Origin of the sequence: Alcanivorax sp. S6407, from assembly GCF_023016115.1 — a bacterium.
Classification (GTDB): Bacteria; Pseudomonadota; Gammaproteobacteria; order Pseudomonadales; family Alcanivoracaceae; genus Alcanivorax.
In genome coordinates this window covers 215813-231601 of record NZ_JALKBH010000007.1, presented here as the reverse complement: position 1 = coordinate 231601, position 15789 = coordinate 215813, and the positions used below count along the sequence as shown (strand labels likewise).

Below are 15789 nucleotides of genomic sequence, written 5' to 3'. Positions count from 1 at the left end.
GTGCCGGTTTTGATTCTCCTTGCAGCTTGAAGCTTGTAGCTTGCTCCTTCGCTTCCACATTTCCTGCATATTCCTTGCACTCTTTCCGTTAATACTGGTCACATCAAAGACAGGGGCAGCAGCCCCACGGATATTTCCCAAGGAGAGCATGATGAAAAAAGTCGCCGTTATTCTTCTCGCCGTATTTTCTACCGCCGCTTTTGCCTATGGCCCGGGCCATGGCCACAAGGGTGGTGAGCGCATGGTTGAACATATGAGTGAGAAGCTGGATCTGAGCGAAGAGCAAAGCGAGCAGATGAAAGCCATCTTCGAAGAACAGGGCAAGAAAATGAAGGCTCTGCACGACGAAACCCAAGGCAAGATCAACGCCATCCTGACCCCTGAACAGCAGGAAAAAATGGCAGAGATGAAAGAGCAGCGCAAAGAGCGCTGGGAAGAACGCAAGGAAAAGCGTAAAGAGAAGATGGAAAAGCGCGGCGAGTAAGCTCCGCTACCTCAGCAAAAAAGCCGGCTTTTGCCGGCTTTTTTGTTTCCAGGATCAACCTTGTTTCACAACAACACTCGCCGCATATCTGACAGCAACTGGCTCAGATAGGTGGTGAAGCGTGCCGCGTCCGCACCATCAATTACCCGATGGTCATAGGACAGACTCAGCGGCAGGGTCAGGCGCGGCACAAACTGGCTGCCATCCCACACCGGCTGCATATCTGAACGGCTGACACCGAGAATGGCCACTTCCGGCCAGTTCACAATCGGCGTAAACGCCGTGCCACCAATGCCTCCCAGTGACGAGATGCTGAAAGTGCCGCCCTTCATGTCCGCCGGAGTCAGCTTGCGATTGCGCGCCTTCTCCGCCAGCTCGCCCATTTCCCGGGCAATTTCTTTCAGGGTTTTCTTGTCCGCATCCTTGATCACCGGCACCACCAGGCCATTGGGGGTATCCACCGCAATGCCGATGTTGATGTAGTGCTTGTGAATCAGGGCTTCGCCACTATTCTCCAGGGAACTGTTGAAGCGCGGAAACTCCTTCAGCGCCTTGGCACAGGCCGCCACCAGGAACGCAAGCATGGTAAGTTTGACGCCCTCACGCTCCAGCGCCTTGTTCTGCTGCTTGCGGAAGGCTTCCAGGTCAGTGATGTCAGCATTGTCATGCTGGGTCACATGGGGAATCGTCAACCAGGAACGATGCAGATTCTGGGCCGACACCTTGCGCAGCTTGTTGAGCTCTTCCCGCTCGATATCGCCAAACTGGCTGAAGTCGATATCCGGCAGATCCAGTGACAGACCAGCACCACCGACGGCAGGGGCAGGCTGACTTTCCAGACGCTGCTTCACCCAGGCATGCACATCTTCCTTGAGGATACGGTCCTTGGGACCGGTGCCGGTGACCTGGCCCAGATCCACACCCATTTCCCGGGCCAGCTTGCGCACCGCCGGGCCGGCATGTACGGCCTTGCCAGGCGAGCTCACTGCCGCCGGGGCCGGAGCCGCTTTAGGCTCGGGCTTGCTGGCCGCCGTAGGCGCCGCAGCTTCAGCCCTGGCTGGAGCAGGCTTGTCCTGTGCAGCGGCTGCAGGGGCGGCATCCCCCCCGGACACTTTCAGGGTCAGCAGGGCATCCCCGGTACTGACCTTGTCGCCAGCCTTGATGATCACCGACTCCACGGTGCCAGCCATGGGCGCCGGAATTTCCAGCGATGCCTTGTCGGATTCCAGAACGGCAATGACCTGCTCGGCTTCCAGCACATCACCGGGCGCCACACTGACTTCGATAATCTCGGCGCCTTCAATATCACCCAGATCCGGCACCGTCACGGTTTCCGTGCGCGAGCCTCCACTGCTGGCGGGGCTGGCCGGGGCCGCTTCGGCTGCCGGGGCCGGCTCTGGAGCGGCTTCCTCTTTCTGTTCAGCTGCCGGGGCAACCTCCGCACCGCCGGACTCGGCATCCACTTCCAGAAGGTCGTCCCCTTCCTTGACCCGATCACCCACCTTCACATTGATGGCAGTGACCTTTCCCGCTTTCGGGGCCGGCACTTCCACCGTGGCCTTGTCGGATTCCAGTACCACAATGGTATCTTCTGCAGCGATGGTATCGCCGACTTTTACGCTGATCTCGATGACGTCAACAGGATCACTGCTGCCCACATCGGGAACCTGAATCATGCTTTTAGCCATATCACGAACCCTTACTGGTTATATCTCCACGCTCGCATGCGCCAGTGGAGTCAGAGGAGACTGTCGGCAGCGCCTGAATTGCCTGCCTGACCGCCTCCAGTACCGACTGGGTCTCAGTCAGCACCTGATGATTCCAGAAACGTACAACCTCATATCCCTGGGATCTTAGCCATGCATCCCTGTTGCGGTCGTACTCCTGCTGCTCCGCATGCTGACCACCATCAATTTCGATAATCAAGCCGTGCGAAGATGACACGAAATCCACGATGTAATTGCCTATGGGTTTTTGTCTCTTGAACTTCACGCCCATGAAGCGACCAGCCCTCAGGTAATACCAGAGCGTTTGCTCTGCCTCTGTTTGCCGACCTCGCAGATCCCGTGCACGCTCTGTCATATGTCGGGGAATCCTGTATCTCCCCATGCGCTTTCCCGCCATCATCCCTGATCAATGAAAAGCCCCCTCTCCCCCAGCCCCTCTCCCGCAAGCGGGAGAGGGGAGTTGATCGGCCCGGCGGCAAGCCTCTTCCATGAAGCGTTGCCACAAGCGCTTTTCCCGAAACGGGGAAAGAGCTCATCCTCAGCCTTGCCGGCCCACCACCTTTATGGAAGCAAGCCATTGCCCGCTGAAAGGTCCCCTCTCCCGCTTGCGGGAGAGGGACAGGGAGAGGGCTGTTTTTAATGCATCACCGGATAGGGTTTATCCGTATTGATGCCGTATTTTTCGATGGCCTGCTTCACGGTCGCCGCATCCACCTTGCCTTCCTTGCGCAGCGCATTGAGCGCCGCCAGCACCACGAAGTGACGATCTACTTCGAAGAATTGGCGCAACTTCTGGCGGGAATCACTGCGACCGAAACCATCCGTCCCCAGAACTGAATAGGAGGACTTGATCCACGGGCGGATCTGGTCGGCAAAGCTGCGCATGTAATCGGTGGACGCGATCACCGGCCCTTCGCGACCATCCAGGCATTTCTCGACCCAGTTCTGCTCGCGCTCGCTGTCCGGGTGGAGCAGCTCGTCACGGTCTTTCTGGATACCCTCACGGCGCAATTCATTGAAGCTGGTGACGCTCCAGATGTCCGCAGCAATACCGAAGTCATCGCGCAGCAACTCAGCCGCTGCCTCGACTTCACGCAGGATGGTACCGCTACCCAGCAGCTGCACCCGTGGCGACTTTTTGGTCTTGCCCTTGCCTTCGCGCAGCAGATACATGCCGCGACGGATACCTTCTTCCGCCCCTTCCGGCATGGCGCCATGCACGTAGTTCTCGTTCATCAGCGTCAGGTAGTAGAAGACTTTCTCGTTGTCTTCGTACATGCGCTTGAGGCCATCGTGCAGAATCACCGCCAGCTCATAGCTGTAGGTGGGGTCATAGCTGACACAGTTGGGAATGGTGCCCGCCAGGATATGGCTGTGGCCGTCCTGGTGCTGCAGGCCCTCGCCGTTGAGCGTGGTACGCCCGGCGGTAGCGCCCAGCAGGAAACCCCGTGCCTGGCTGTCACCCGCTGCCCAGGCCAGATCACCAATACGCTGGAACCCGAACATGGAGTAGTAGATGTAGAACGGGATCAGGGCGAAGTTGTGCACGCTGTAGCTGGTGGCCGCGGCCAGCCAGCCGGACATGGCGCCCGCTTCGTTGATGCCCTCTTCCAGGATGCGACCTTTCTTGTCTTCCCGGTAGTACATCACCTGACCGGCATCTTCCGGCTCGTACTTCTGGCCACCAGAGGAATAGATCCCCAGCTGACGGAACAGGCCTTCCATACCAAAGGTACGGGCCTCATCCGGCACGATGGGCACCACGCGCTCGCCGATTTGTTTGTCCTTGATCAAGGCACTCATCATGCGCACGAACGCCATGGTGGTGGAAATTTCCCTGTCACCACTGCCTTCCAGGAAGCTGGCAAACACATCCAGGCCGGGAATGGTCAGCGGCTGGCTGGCCTGCTGACGGCGCACCGGCATATAGCCGCCCAGCTTGTTGCGCTGTTCGTTCATGTAACGCAGTTCCGGGGAGTCGGTCTCTGGACGGTAGTAGGGCACGTCCTTGAGCTGCTCATCGGTGAACGGCATATCGAAGCGGTCGCGGAATTCCTTGAGGCTTTCCAGGTCCAGCTTCTTCATCTGGTGGGTCTTGTTCACCGCTTCACCGGCACCGGTGGCATAGCCTTTCACGGTCTTGGCGAGAATCACGGTGGGACGGCCTGTGTGCTTGGTGGCCTCATGGTAGGCCGCATACACCTTGAACGGATCATGCCCGCCACGGTTGAGGCGGTAGATGTCCTCGTCGGACATGTGCGCCACCAGTTCCTTCAGCTCAGGGTATTCGCCGAAGAAATGTTCGCGGGTATAGGCGCCGCCGTTCTTCTTGTAGGCCTGGTATTCACCATCCACACACTCTTCCATGCGGCGGCGCAGTAAACCCTGATTGTCCTTTTCCAGCAGCGGATCCCAGAGACGGCCCCAGACCACCTTGATCACATTCCAGCCGGCACCGCGGAACACCCCTTCCAGTTCCTGAATGATCTTGCCGTTGCCACGGACCGGGCCATCCAGACGCTGCAGGTTACAGTTGACCACGAATACCAGGTTATCCAGCTTTTCGCGGCCAGCCAGCGCCAGCGCGCCAAGGGATTCTGGCTCGTCCATCTCACCATCACCCATGAACGCCCAGACCTTGCGGTCGTCCTGCTGGATCAACTCACGGTTCTGCAGGTACTTCATGATGTGGGCCTGGTAGATGGCCTGAATCGGCCCCAGCCCCATGGACACCGTGGGGAACTGCCAGAAATCCGGCATCAGCCAGGGATGCGGGTAAGACGACAGGCCCTCGCCGTCTACTTCGCGACGGAAATTGTCCAGTTGCTCTTCACTGATACGGCCTTCCAGGTAGGCCCGCGCATAGACGCCCGGCGCCGAATGGCCCTGGAAGAACACGAGGTCCCCTTCATTTTCATCACTGGGGGCCCGGAAGAAATGGTTAAAGCCAACATCGTAAAGCGTTGCTGACGAGGCGAAGGAGGCGATGTGGCCACCGAGCTCGTCGTCATTGTTCATGTTCGCTCTCATCACCATGGCAAGGGCATTCCAGCGAACCAGGGAACGGATACGACGTTCCATGAACACATCACCGGGAATGGAAGCTTCATCTTGCGGGGAAATGGTGTTGAGGTAGGGGGTGTTGAGATGGGTACGATGAATGCCCTGTTCCTGGGCTTCGTTGGCGATGACGTCGAGGAGCCAGGCAGCCCGTTCCGGGCCTTCCCGCTCGACCACTGATTCCAGTGCATCGAGCCATTCCCGTGTTTCGGCGGGATCCATATCATCGAAGAAACTGCGTTTTTGCATGGGCGTGCGTCCTTTTTCGCGTAGCCGGGCGGCACGTCAGGATCACTGTCGCACCGCAAAGTTACCCGGGGGTGTCCGGGCGAGGCGAACCTCATTGCTCTCCGGCCTACAGCCGGATACCTGACCTAATACTATCGGTGATGACCGGCGGGTCAAATGACAAAAACCCTCAGAAACAATTATTTGGACACTTTTTCTTTACCAGTCGTTACCTGCTTGAAGACTGCCGGGCAAAAGAGCTGTAGGAGCTTGCCTGCAAGCGATCCGAGCAACAATCAGGGATGAGGTGCGAGTTGCGAAAGCCCCCACTAACCCCGTGCCTGGCAGCGGTTTAGGGTTTTCGAAACTTGCCTCTGGAATCCTTACCTCGCTTGGGCTCGGATCGCTTGCAGGCAGGTTATTCGCTTCGCTCTCCCCTTCGGGGCCGCAATCCGTGCGTTACTCCGCTGCGCTAGGCTCCTAAAGCCGCTTCGTAGCTCGTGCTTGTGGCTGTCAGCTGAACATCACCCAGACCGCGGCCAGGATCAGCCACACCGCCATGCAGCGCAGCAACAAGCCCTGCAAGGACTCAAGCGGCGCGATGATACGGTAGAACGGCGACCCCTCCTGCTGTTCCGGCACATCCATGGCGACCTGGGCAGCCATGGCCAGCTGCTTGTCCTCCCCCTGCAGGGTGAACCAGTGACCACGCATGCAATCCAGTACCGCAGCGAAATCGCCAACCACCGCCATGCTGAAAATCAGCAGGCGCTGAGCGGGCCAGTGCAGCCAGAGATTCAGGGTTGTGGCCCAGCGGGTATTGTCACGTTCGGCCCGCTGCGCCCAGGCACCATTGAGCACCACCAGCAGCGCAGCCGGCAGACCCAGCAGCACCAGCCAGAAGATGGCGACAAACAGCTGTTTTTCCCGGCCCAGCACTTCTTCGGCCAGCGCCTGCTGCACCACCGGATCTCGCGGGTCACCCTGAACACCGAATTCGTCTTCCGCCAGGGCGGCGAAGCCTTCCGGGTCACTCATGCGACCGCGCACCAACAATTCATCCACCTGGCGAAACTCGCTGTGCCCACCCAGCAGCCACAGCAGCACGGCACCGCCAAATATCAGCCACAACCACTGCCCCCAGAAGCCCTGCAGCCAGCATTCCAGGAATGTCAGCACCACGGCTGGCAGTAGCACGCCAATCCCCCACAGCATCAGACTGTTTCCGAACCGGTTTGCCAGCCGCTGCAACCAGGCCTGATGACGGTGGCTGTCTATCATCCAGTGCGGCCAGCCACTTTCCAGCCGGCGCAGGCCGAGAACCAGAATCAACATCAGAAAGGTCATGCCACGGTCTCCTTGAATGCCGCCAGACTCTGAAAATACTTCTCCCACTGGAACGCGGGACCCGGGTCAGTTTTGCGGCCCGGTGCAATATGCTCATGGCCGGTAATACGCTCATTGGTAATCGCCGGATAGTGCTTCTGCAGTAACGCCGTCAGGGCCACCAGCGTGCGGTACTGGGCACACTCATAGGGCAACTGATCCGTACCTTCCAGCTCGATACCGATGGCGAAGTCATTACAGTTTTCCCGCTCCTCAAAACGGGACACGCCGGCATGCCATGCCCGCTTGTCACAATCCACAAACTGCATCAGCTGCCCATCACGACGGATCAGAAAGTGCGAGGACACGGTGAGTTGGTGGATCTCCTGAAAATACGGATCACGCTCCGGATCGAGCCGATTACAAAACAGATCTTCGATATAGGGACCGCCAAACTGGCCTGGGGGCAGGCTGATGTTGTGAATCACCAGCAGGGAAATATCGTCAGGGTCGGGGCGTTCATTATAGTTGGGGGAAGGACACCATTGTGCCTGCTTCACCCGATGCTCTGAGAGGGTCAGCACCCGCGCACTCCTTGCAGAATCAGGGCAGTGACCGGGCTTTCAATCTCAGCCAGGCTTGGTCTGCATACGCCGCAGGTCACCGATCACAGCTTCCAGAGCCCGATCGAACAGGGCCCCTTCTTCAATGAGTTTAACAGTCCCCTGATGAAGGGCAACGGCGAGGCTGTAAGCGGAAAATTCCGCTACCTTGATGCCGCGGCGATTGGTGAACACCAGTTTGACACCACCGCGAATGTTGGCCGCCAGCTTGGCACGGCGAGGTTCGTCGCCATCCAGTAGCTCCACCCACTGGCCCGCAGAAAGTTGCGCCGTCTTGCGCACCAGAAAGTGGTCTTCGGGCAAATCCTGCTCGGCCGTTTCAGCATCGGCCGGCGCCAGCTCAGCCTGCACCGCCACCCTCTCAGTCTCCAGCCCCTTGAGCAACTGCTGGTGCACGTCACGGAGCGCCACCAGCCACTGCCGGGCTTCGCCTTCCTCATGATGGATCTGCTGAAGACCCTTTTGCAGGGACGTCAGCAACTTCGGACTCAGCGCCTTGAGCTTTTCCAGCGCTGCCTGATCACGGTGTGCCAGACCACTCCAGACTACGGCATCGACGATCTTCACCTGTTGTTGCCATGCCGGACTGTCCTCGCCGTCTTTGAGCCAGGTCAGGTACATCACCTGATGCCATCCCTCCCGCAACAGCCGGACCACCACATCCGGCAGGGTGCGCCCGGCAAGGCGCTTGTCGAGAATCGCTACCACCGCCTGCCGCGCCTGCTCGGCACGCACCATGCCTTCTTCCGCTTCCCGCACCCGCTGTTCGACACGATCGGACCGGGAAGTCTGGCTGGCAAAATACTGCTCGAACTCTTCCAGCAGGGTCGCAAACAGGCCGGCGTCCGCCTCGTAGTCATCGATGATGCGATGTACTGCCTGGTTGATACGCTGATAGAGCTCATCCTGGATACCCTGCTGGGGATCCCACTGACAACCAGCCCGGGCCAGCACGTTTAGCAACCGCCGGGCCTCATGATTATCATTGCTGAAAAAGGTCTTGTCGGTGATCGCCACCTTGAGCAGGGGGATCTGCAGTCGGCCAATCAGCGCCTTGATCTCGGATGGCAGCCCTTCGTCATCAAGAATGAAATCGAACAGCATGGAGACCAGATTGATGACATCGTCGTCGGTCTGGTCGAGGGCATGGATGGCTTGGCCGTGTTCGCTGTCCAGTAGTTCAGACAAATCCCCTTTCAGCGACGCCTTTTCGCCTTCCGCATCACTCAGACTGCGCTCCACCCGCTGCAGGCGATTGAGCATGCCGAGCAAATCGTCCGAACTGACCGGGCGCACCTCGGTCTGGTTTTCCACCGGAACGCCATTTATGTAAGGCACGCCATTGTGCATCACTGCCATGGGCGCCTCGCCCTGACCAGCCACCTGCGTAGCGCCACCAGTGTGCCCCTGGATACCACGCATGGTGATCAACAATTCCTGCAACAGACCGAACATCTGGTCATTGCCTTGCGCAGTACTGGCACCCGACGGTTCAGGAGGAGAGGAAGCTTGTGGCTGCAGGGTGCGGCTACCCGGCTTCCTCACTGGCGGAATCGGCGCGGTCTTCATGTCCGGCAGCACCCCGGCCTGAATCAGCACCGCGTTGGCTTCACTGACCAGAAAGCCGGTTTCCGCCATCACCTCCCGCTCGAACAGCTTGAGAATGATCAGCCTGGCCTTGATATCGAGAGATAGCTTGTCGAGCCCTTCGCTAAAAGCAGAAACCAGCTGCCTCGGTTCAAGGGGATTACGGCTTTCTCCCAGCTCCACCTTGCCTTCCAGCAAATACTCCATGCGGTGATTCAGCGCCCGCAGCTGCTCGTCACAGCCGTTGCGGGCGCGGCGCGCCATATTGTCCAGCGCCACCGACGCTTCCAGCTCATCTTCATTGACCAGACTCAGAGAATCCAGATCCACCGGGGTGTGGGCCTGATCCGACGCCTTGCCGTCACTGCCTAGAGAGCGAAACAAATTCCCCAGTGACTGCTGGAACCCGGTCAGCAAACCGGCCCGCTGCACCCGCAATTCACGCATAGCCTCGAAGTAACGGTCGCGGTCTTCATCTGTGGCCTTTTCCACCAGGGCATAGAGGGCGTCATCAGCGCCATCCAGCATGCCACCAAGATAATCGGCACACAGTGCCACATGCCGCTCACGGACCTTTTCCAGTGGGCGCGGCAGCGTGAGGGGCTTTTTATGATTCGGTACAGAGTGCAATTGGGTGACCTTGGACATGACGACACCTGCTGCGTGGTCCACTTCCGGCTCCGGAAGCGGCACAGTCTTCTAATGAAAAAGACTGTAACATGTAAACACTTGTACGATTTTTGACTCAGTTGGCAGTTATACCAAAGAGTGAATCCGTTTCAGTCGGCAACACGGCCTTTTCCTGAAAGGGCATTTCGCCTAGCCTAAGTCTTTTCGGGGTGTTGGACGATGGATATGGAAGCTGCAGTTACGATTCTCAAACAAATCAGCGGGTTTCTGTGGGGCTGGCCGGCATTGATCCTGATCGCCGGTACTGGCATCTACCTGACCCTGGTGCTGCGCTTCCTGCCACTGCGGCAACTGGGTTTCGGCTTCAAGCAGATGTTTGGCCCGCAGACGGGGGTCGGCACCATCGGCGCCGGCGCCGCCCTCGCCACCTCCCTCTCCGCCACCATCGGCACCGGTAACATCGTCGGTGTGGCCACCGCCATTCACTCCGGTGGCCCTGGCGCGCTGGTGTGGATGTGGTTGATCGCACTGGTGGGCATGGCCACCAAGTACGCAGAGGCAGTACTGGCCGTGCATTACCGGGAGAAAGATCACCGCGGCCAGTATGTGGGCGGCCCCATGTACTACATTCGCAATGGCCTGGGTAAAAACTGGGGCTGGATGGCGGTTCTGTTTGCCTTTTTCGGCATGTTTGCCGGCTTCGGCATCGGCAACACCGTGCAAGCCAACTCCGTGGCCCACGGCCTGAATGACAGCTTTGGCCTGCCCACCTGGGTCACCGGCGTCACATTGGCCGTGCTGGTGGGGCTGGTGGTGCTGGGCGGCATGAAGCGCATCGCCCACGTGGCCACCGTCGTCGTTCCCTTTATGGCCCTGGCCTACCTGCTGGCCGGCCTGGTGGTACTGGTCGATCACGCCAGCGCCATCCCCGGCGCCCTGGCTCTGTGTTTCGAAAGCGCCTTTACCGGCACCGCCGCCGCCGGCGGTTTTGCCGGTGCCCTGGTCAAGGAAGCCATTCGCTTCGGGGTGGCCCGCGGCATCTTCTCCAACGAAGCCGGCCTGGGCAGCGCGCCCATTGCCCACGCCTCGGCCAACACTGATCACCCGGCCCGGCAGGGCTCCATCGCCATGCTCGGCACCTTCATCGACACCATCATCGTCTGCTCCATCACCGGTCTGGCCATTGTCTCAACCGGCGTGTGGACCAGCGGTGCGGAGGGCGCCCCGCTGTCCTCCATGGCCTTCTCCGCCACTTTCGGCGACTTTGGTGACATCATCGTGGTGTGCGGCCTGGCTATCTTTGCCTTCACCACCCTGCTCGGCTGGAGCCTGTACAGCGAACGCTGCACCCAGTTCCTGTTCGGCGAAAAAGCGGTGATCCCGTTCCGTATCGTCTGGGTGGTCGCCATTCCCGTTGGGGCCTATGTGAGCCTGGACTTTGTCTGGGCACTGGCCGATATCATGAACATTCTCATGGCGATCCCCAACCTGATCGCCCTGCTACTGCTGTCCCCCATCGTGATCATGCTCAGCCGGGAGTTCTTTGCGAAGAAATGATGTGAGGCGGGCCTGACGTCTGTGGTCGGACGTCTGACGCTAAAACTAGATGCCTGACGCCTGACGATAAAATCACAGCACCAGGTGACATCCAAGCGCCAGCGCTTCCTCTGCCCCCTCTTTCGGAGCGCGTTGATTTGCTTGTCGACGGAGGCGCTCAGGCGCGCCCCGTGGGAGTGGTCGTTCGACCACGATGCGCGATAGCGCCATGGCGCTCTTCGCGGTCGAACCACCGCTCCTACAAAGGAGCCACACTCTGGCGGACAAAGCGGATTAACACCCGGCCCTGCCGCTGGTATCCTCACGGCCCGCCCTTATCTATGGTAAAGGCGGGCCGTTTTGATATTACCGTCGCGAAATCAGAGAGATAAACCCATGAGCCAGCCCCTGCCCGACTACATCCGTGACGACATTGCCCGGAACGTGGCCTTTGCGCTGGAAGAGGATATCCGCGACGGCGACATCACCGCCCAACTGATTGATGCGGACAGCAACAGCACCGCCACCATCATCACCCGCGAAGACGCGGTGATGTGCGGCAGCGCCTGGGCTGACGAGGTCTTCCGCCAGCTGGGCGACGTCAAACTGGAATGGCACGTGGCCGATGGTGATCGCCTCACCCCGGATACCAAACTCTGCACCCTCAGCGGCAACACCCGCCAGATCCTCACCGGCGAGCGCACCGCCCTGAACTTCCTGCAAACGCTCATGGGCACGGCCACCACCGCCCGCCGCTACGCGGACGCCGTGGCCGGCAGCCGCGTCACTATCCTCGACACCCGCAAGACCCTACCCGGCCTGCGTGCAGGACAGAAATACGCGGTGCTTTGCGGCGGCTGCCAGAACCACCGCATCGGTCTCTACGATGCGTTCCTGATCAAGGAAAACCACGTGGCCGCCTGCGGCGGGATCACAGCAGCGATTGAGCGGGCACGGGCCCTGGCACCCGAGAAGAAAATCATCGTTGAAGTGGAAAACCTGGAAGAGCTGCAAGAGGCAGCTGCGCTCAAGCCAGATCAAATCATGCTGGATAATTTCGGTGTGGAGATGCTGAATGCGGCAGCGGAGATGGATGTAGCATCAGCACTGGAGGTATCTGGTAACCTGACAGTGGATAATGCCGGCAGCCTGCCAGGGACCCGAGAGTGGTTTTTGTCGTCCGGAGCGCTGACAAAGCATATTCAGGCTACGGACCTTTCCCTTCGCCTAATGTTTTGAGTAGAGACTGAACGTTAACTTTAATTGAGGCTCACAGGGGCAATTCGTCACTATAAATACCATTATAAGGCTCTCTCTCCCGCTCTATCAGCAATAGTGAACCGCTCGTGAAGCCCGATGTATCTCTGCTTCGGCAGAAAATGTATGCTGGCTCGCAAGCGCATATTAAATAACAAAATTCTCTCTCAATATCGCAATAATTCTTCAGGCAGCCCCTGCTTAAAAATGAGAAAAAGAACGCCAATCCCCAATGCGCCACCCCACTTTCGAACAGACATCGAGGGTTTACGCGCCATTGCGGTCTTGCTTGTCATCGGCGCTCACTACTCCATACCTGGGTTAAGTGCAGGATTTATCGGAGTTGACCTTTTTTTTGTTATATCGGGTTATCTGATTACCGGGCTGTTGGTCAGGGAGCTTCAGAAATCGGACCACATATCGCTTTCTCGATTTTACGCGAACCGGTTTCGTAGATTATTCCCGGCTCTTGCAACAATGCTGGTCGCAAGCAGCATTGCTGCAAATGCTTTTTTACCGGAGCTGCAAAATCTATATCAAAGCAAAGCAGCCTCGATGGCTGCAAGCTGGATTAGCAATATTCATTTTGCCTTTTCTGACGCTGACTACTTTCAGGCAGAGACAACAACTAACGCGTTTCTTCACACCTGGTCCCTTGGTGTAGAAGAGCAGTTTTATCTAATTTGGCCTTTATTGATACTTCTTGCGGCTGGAACCTTTCCGGCTAGAACCGTACATGCCCGACTTTGGCTGCTTTTCATCACTATTTCAGCGCTTTCACTTTGCGCCTGCATCTTTATGGCCAAACAAAACCCTGTTATGGCCTTTTATCTTATGCCCACCCGAGCATGGCAATTCGCAGCAGGAGCAATTACCTGGCTTCTTGTCCAGAAACATCCTCCAGGGCTTGCAGGCTCACTGGCCGGCAGCATCGGCCTTGGCCTGCTATTGCTAGGCCTAACCCTTATTGGCCATGAGACCGTGTACCCTGGTGCGATGGCGTTAATTCCAACCCTGGCGGCCTGCGCATGGCTTTGGGCTGGCAGCGATAAAAAATCGATACTTCATACCGGGCTATCTTTACCTGCACTCCAGTGGCTAGGGAAAATCTCCTATTCCCTATATCTTTGGCATTGGCCTGTATTGATTCTGACTGACCATCTGTTCTCCGTGCATGGAGACATTTCGAACACGCTGTTGGCTATAAGCATCTCAGTTCTACTTGCTGTATTTACATACCACGTTATCGAAACACCACTTCGCTATGGCAAGTGCAAAGAACTTAAAGCCTCATACCAGCTGACGATCACTCTGGCAGCCATGGCCATTCTGACCACGCAACTTCTTCGCTGGAACGCTTTTACAATGGATAGCCTGGACAGAGAAAGCAGATACATCGCAGCGGCCTCAGATGCGCCTCCAATATACCCGGACGGATGTGATGACTGGTATCGGAGCGACAACGTCAACCCCTGCATTTATGGAAACCCAGACGCCCAAAGAACGGTAGCGCTTCTTGGTGACAGTATCGGAGCACAATGGTTTTCAACCCTGGAGAAGATGCATGATCTCAGCGATTGGAGGCTCGTTGTTCTCACCAAATCATCATGCCCCATGATTGATGAGCCATTCTTCTATAAGCGTATCGGCCGTGAATATATCGAATGTGAAACCTGGAGAAACAAAGCCATTGAGTGGCTGAAGGGGGAGACTCCAGAACGTGTCTTCGTGGGCAGCTCTGCTTCCGTTCCCTTTACGGATCAACAAATTATTAATGGAACCCGGCGCCTCTTGGACAAGCTTTCAACAGCAACAATGAATATCTATTTAATTGAGCCCAACCCCGTGCTGCAGAAAAGCGGCCCCTCTTGCCTCATGGAAAACGGCTCCGAAAGCGTCTCATTATGCTCGGGCAACACAAAGAAAAACACCCGTTACAAGCATACCGCCGACCTCCTTGAATCTGTCGCAACCGCATATGACAATACATATTGGATCGAGACAGCTTCCTATGTCTGCCCGGGAGGGATGTGCTCTGCAGAGCGGGACGGGAGCGTTATTTTCAGAGATGAGCAGCACCTTACTGCAACCTTCGCAGCCTCAGCCTCACAGCATTTCCTGAATCAAATACAGCAACCTCTCCAGGGAAAAGCGACAAGCAGGTCACCAGAGTAAACACATGAAGACGCGCATTCTGCTCATCACCCGAAATATGCCCCCCCTTGTAGGAGGGATGGAAAGATTAAACTGGCACCTTGCTGATGAATTAGCCAAAACCGCAGACATCCAAATAATCGCTCCAAAAGGGGCTGCCTCAATCAGGCCTTCTGGAACATCACTGCTTGAAGTTCCACTCAAACCATTACCCCTTTTTATTGTAATAGCCTTTATTAAGGCGCTATGGATCACATTGCGCTGGAAACCAGACATTATTCTGGCAGGTAGCGGTTTAACCGCCCCAATAAGCTGGTTAACAAGCAAACTGGGGAAAAGCCAATCAGCCGCCTATCTTCATGGATTTGACATATCCGTTAATCACTGGCTGTACCGTATGCTGTGGCGCCCCTCCTTCAAAAAAATTGCCCACATCATTGTAAACAGCACCCCAACCAAAACGCTTGCGCTTGAGGCTGGCGTAGCTTCATCAAGAATTCATGTTGTGCATCCCGGTGTCATTCTCCCCTCCGCTCTCCAACCGGAAGAAAACATAATTGATTTCAAATCACGTCATGGATTAACCGGAAAGAAAATACTCCTCTCTGTGGGGAGATTGACCACGAGGAAGGGGCTACGACAGTTTGTAAGCTATTCCATGCCTTCGATTGTTAAAAGACACCCCAGTACCGTTCTGGTCATCATAGGGGAACCGCCAAAACATTCCCTGGGAGCAGACGTGCAAACCAAGGAAAGCATCCTTGCCGCTGCAGATCAGGAGGGTCTCTCAGATCACATCAGGTTCCTCGGCGTCATCACAAACAACGATTTGCTGGCCACCGCTTATGAGTCAGCCGATCTCCATGTGTTTCCAGTGCGCCAACTACCCGATGACCCAGAAGGTTTTGGCATGGTAGCCATTGAAGCAGCCGCCCATGGATTACCTACAGCGGCATTTGCTACGGGAGGCGTCATCGACGCTGTCAAACATGGAACTTCCGGTTCTCTTGTTACCCCGGGCGATTACTCTGAGTTAGCAAACCAGATTACCCATCTTCTTGATAGCCCCCTGCCTGAAACGCCGGTCAGGAGGTTCGCAGAACGTTTTTCCTGGCACCGCTTTGGACACGGCATACTTGATGCCTTTCGCCTCCCCCCACAGAAAACCAAAGGGTAA

General features: G+C 57.2%; 11 protein-coding genes. 5 read left to right on the top strand and 6 right to left on the bottom strand.

Annotation, left to right across the window (positions count from 1 at the left end):
* Positions 1–151 precede the first annotated feature (151 nt).
* On the top strand, positions 152–484 hold the full coding sequence (locus tag MWU49_RS15220; RefSeq protein WP_035231526.1) for a periplasmic heavy metal sensor: 333 nt from the start codon (positions 152–154) through the stop codon (positions 482–484).
* Positions 485–549: 65 nt separating this feature from the next.
* Here MWU49_RS15220 and aceF read toward each other — a convergent pair whose 3' ends face one another.
* The 6 genes from aceF to MWU49_RS15190 all read right to left on the bottom strand — a co-directional run bounded on the left by aceF (position 550) and on the right by MWU49_RS15190 (position 9683).
* Positions 550–2172: a dihydrolipoyllysine-residue acetyltransferase gene (aceF, locus tag MWU49_RS15215; RefSeq protein ID WP_246973940.1), complete on the bottom strand. Its 1623-nt coding sequence runs from the start codon at positions 2170–2172 to the stop codon at positions 550–552.
* Between the two features lies 1 nt (position 2173).
* Positions 2174–2566 (bottom strand): endonuclease domain-containing protein, encoded by a 393-nt coding sequence (locus MWU49_RS15210; RefSeq protein ID WP_246973937.1) that lies wholly within the window; start codon positions 2564–2566, stop codon positions 2174–2176.
* 281 nt (positions 2567–2847) lie between these two features.
* The gene (gene aceE / locus MWU49_RS15205; RefSeq protein ID WP_246973936.1) at positions 2848–5520 is read right to left on the bottom strand and encodes a pyruvate dehydrogenase (acetyl-transferring), homodimeric type; all 2673 of its coding nucleotides are present in this window, start codon (positions 5518–5520) and stop codon (positions 2848–2850) included.
* Between the two features lie 492 nt (positions 5521–6012).
* Positions 6013–6846 carry a hypothetical protein gene (locus tag MWU49_RS15200; RefSeq protein ID WP_246973934.1) on the bottom strand — a complete coding sequence of 278 codons (834 nt, stop codon included), beginning with the start codon at positions 6844–6846 and terminating at the stop codon, positions 6013–6015.
* On the bottom strand, positions 6843–7409 hold the full coding sequence (gene ampD / locus MWU49_RS15195; protein ID WP_246973932.1) for a 1,6-anhydro-N-acetylmuramyl-L-alanine amidase AmpD: 567 nt from the start codon (positions 7407–7409) through the stop codon (positions 6843–6845). The genes MWU49_RS15200 and ampD overlap by 4 nt, the downstream gene beginning before the upstream one ends.
* A 45-nt stretch (positions 7410–7454) precedes the next feature.
* Positions 7455–9683 (bottom strand): DUF1631 domain-containing protein, encoded by a 2229-nt coding sequence (locus tag MWU49_RS15190; protein WP_246973931.1) that lies wholly within the window; start codon positions 9681–9683, stop codon positions 7455–7457.
* A gap of 207 nt (positions 9684–9890) precedes the next feature.
* Between MWU49_RS15190 and MWU49_RS15185 the strand changes: the two genes are divergently transcribed.
* The 4 genes from MWU49_RS15185 to MWU49_RS15170 all read left to right on the top strand — a co-directional run bounded on the left by MWU49_RS15185 (position 9891) and on the right by MWU49_RS15170 (position 15789).
* Entirely contained in the window at positions 9891–11222 is a 1332-nt protein-coding gene (locus MWU49_RS15185) for a sodium:alanine symporter family protein (protein WP_246973930.1), read from the top strand.
* A gap of 375 nt (positions 11223–11597) precedes the next feature.
* Positions 11598–12440 carry a carboxylating nicotinate-nucleotide diphosphorylase gene (gene nadC, locus MWU49_RS15180; RefSeq protein WP_246973929.1) on the top strand — a complete coding sequence of 281 codons (843 nt, stop codon included), beginning with the start codon at positions 11598–11600 and terminating at the stop codon, positions 12438–12440.
* Positions 12441–12584: 144 nt separating this feature from the next.
* Positions 12585–14633 (top strand): acyltransferase family protein, encoded by a 2049-nt coding sequence (locus tag MWU49_RS15175; protein ID WP_246973927.1) that lies wholly within the window; start codon positions 12585–12587, stop codon positions 14631–14633.
* 4 nt (positions 14634–14637) lie between these two features.
* Complete coding sequence (locus MWU49_RS15170; protein ID WP_246973926.1) at positions 14638–15789, top strand: glycosyltransferase family 4 protein; 1152 nt, start codon at positions 14638–14640, stop codon at positions 15787–15789.

Coding starts and splice junctions, on each gene's coding strand:
- aceE (WP_246973936.1), bottom strand. CDS start 5,520: ATGCAAAAACGCAGTTTCTTCGATGATATGGATCCCGCCGAAACACGG.
- MWU49_RS15175 (WP_246973927.1), top strand. CDS start 12,585: ATGCTGGCTCGCAAGCGCATATTAAATAACAAAATTCTCTCTCAATAT.
- aceF (WP_246973940.1), bottom strand. CDS start 2,172: ATGGCTAAAAGCATGATTCAGGTTCCCGATGTGGGCAGCAGTGATCCT.
- MWU49_RS15220 (WP_035231526.1), top strand. CDS start 152: ATGAAAAAAGTCGCCGTTATTCTTCTCGCCGTATTTTCTACCGCCGCT.
- MWU49_RS15200 (WP_246973934.1), bottom strand. CDS start 6,846: ATGACCTTTCTGATGTTGATTCTGGTTCTCGGCCTGCGCCGGCTGGAA.
- MWU49_RS15190 (WP_246973931.1), bottom strand. CDS start 9,683: ATGTCCAAGGTCACCCAATTGCACTCTGTACCGAATCATAAAAAGCCC.
- MWU49_RS15170 (WP_246973926.1), top strand. CDS start 14,638: ATGAAGACGCGCATTCTGCTCATCACCCGAAATATGCCCCCCCTTGTA.
- nadC (WP_246973929.1), top strand. CDS start 11,598: ATGAGCCAGCCCCTGCCCGACTACATCCGTGACGACATTGCCCGGAAC.
- MWU49_RS15210 (WP_246973937.1), bottom strand. CDS start 2,566: ATGACAGAGCGTGCACGGGATCTGCGAGGTCGGCAAACAGAGGCAGAG.
- MWU49_RS15185 (WP_246973930.1), top strand. CDS start 9,891: ATGGAAGCTGCAGTTACGATTCTCAAACAAATCAGCGGGTTTCTGTGG.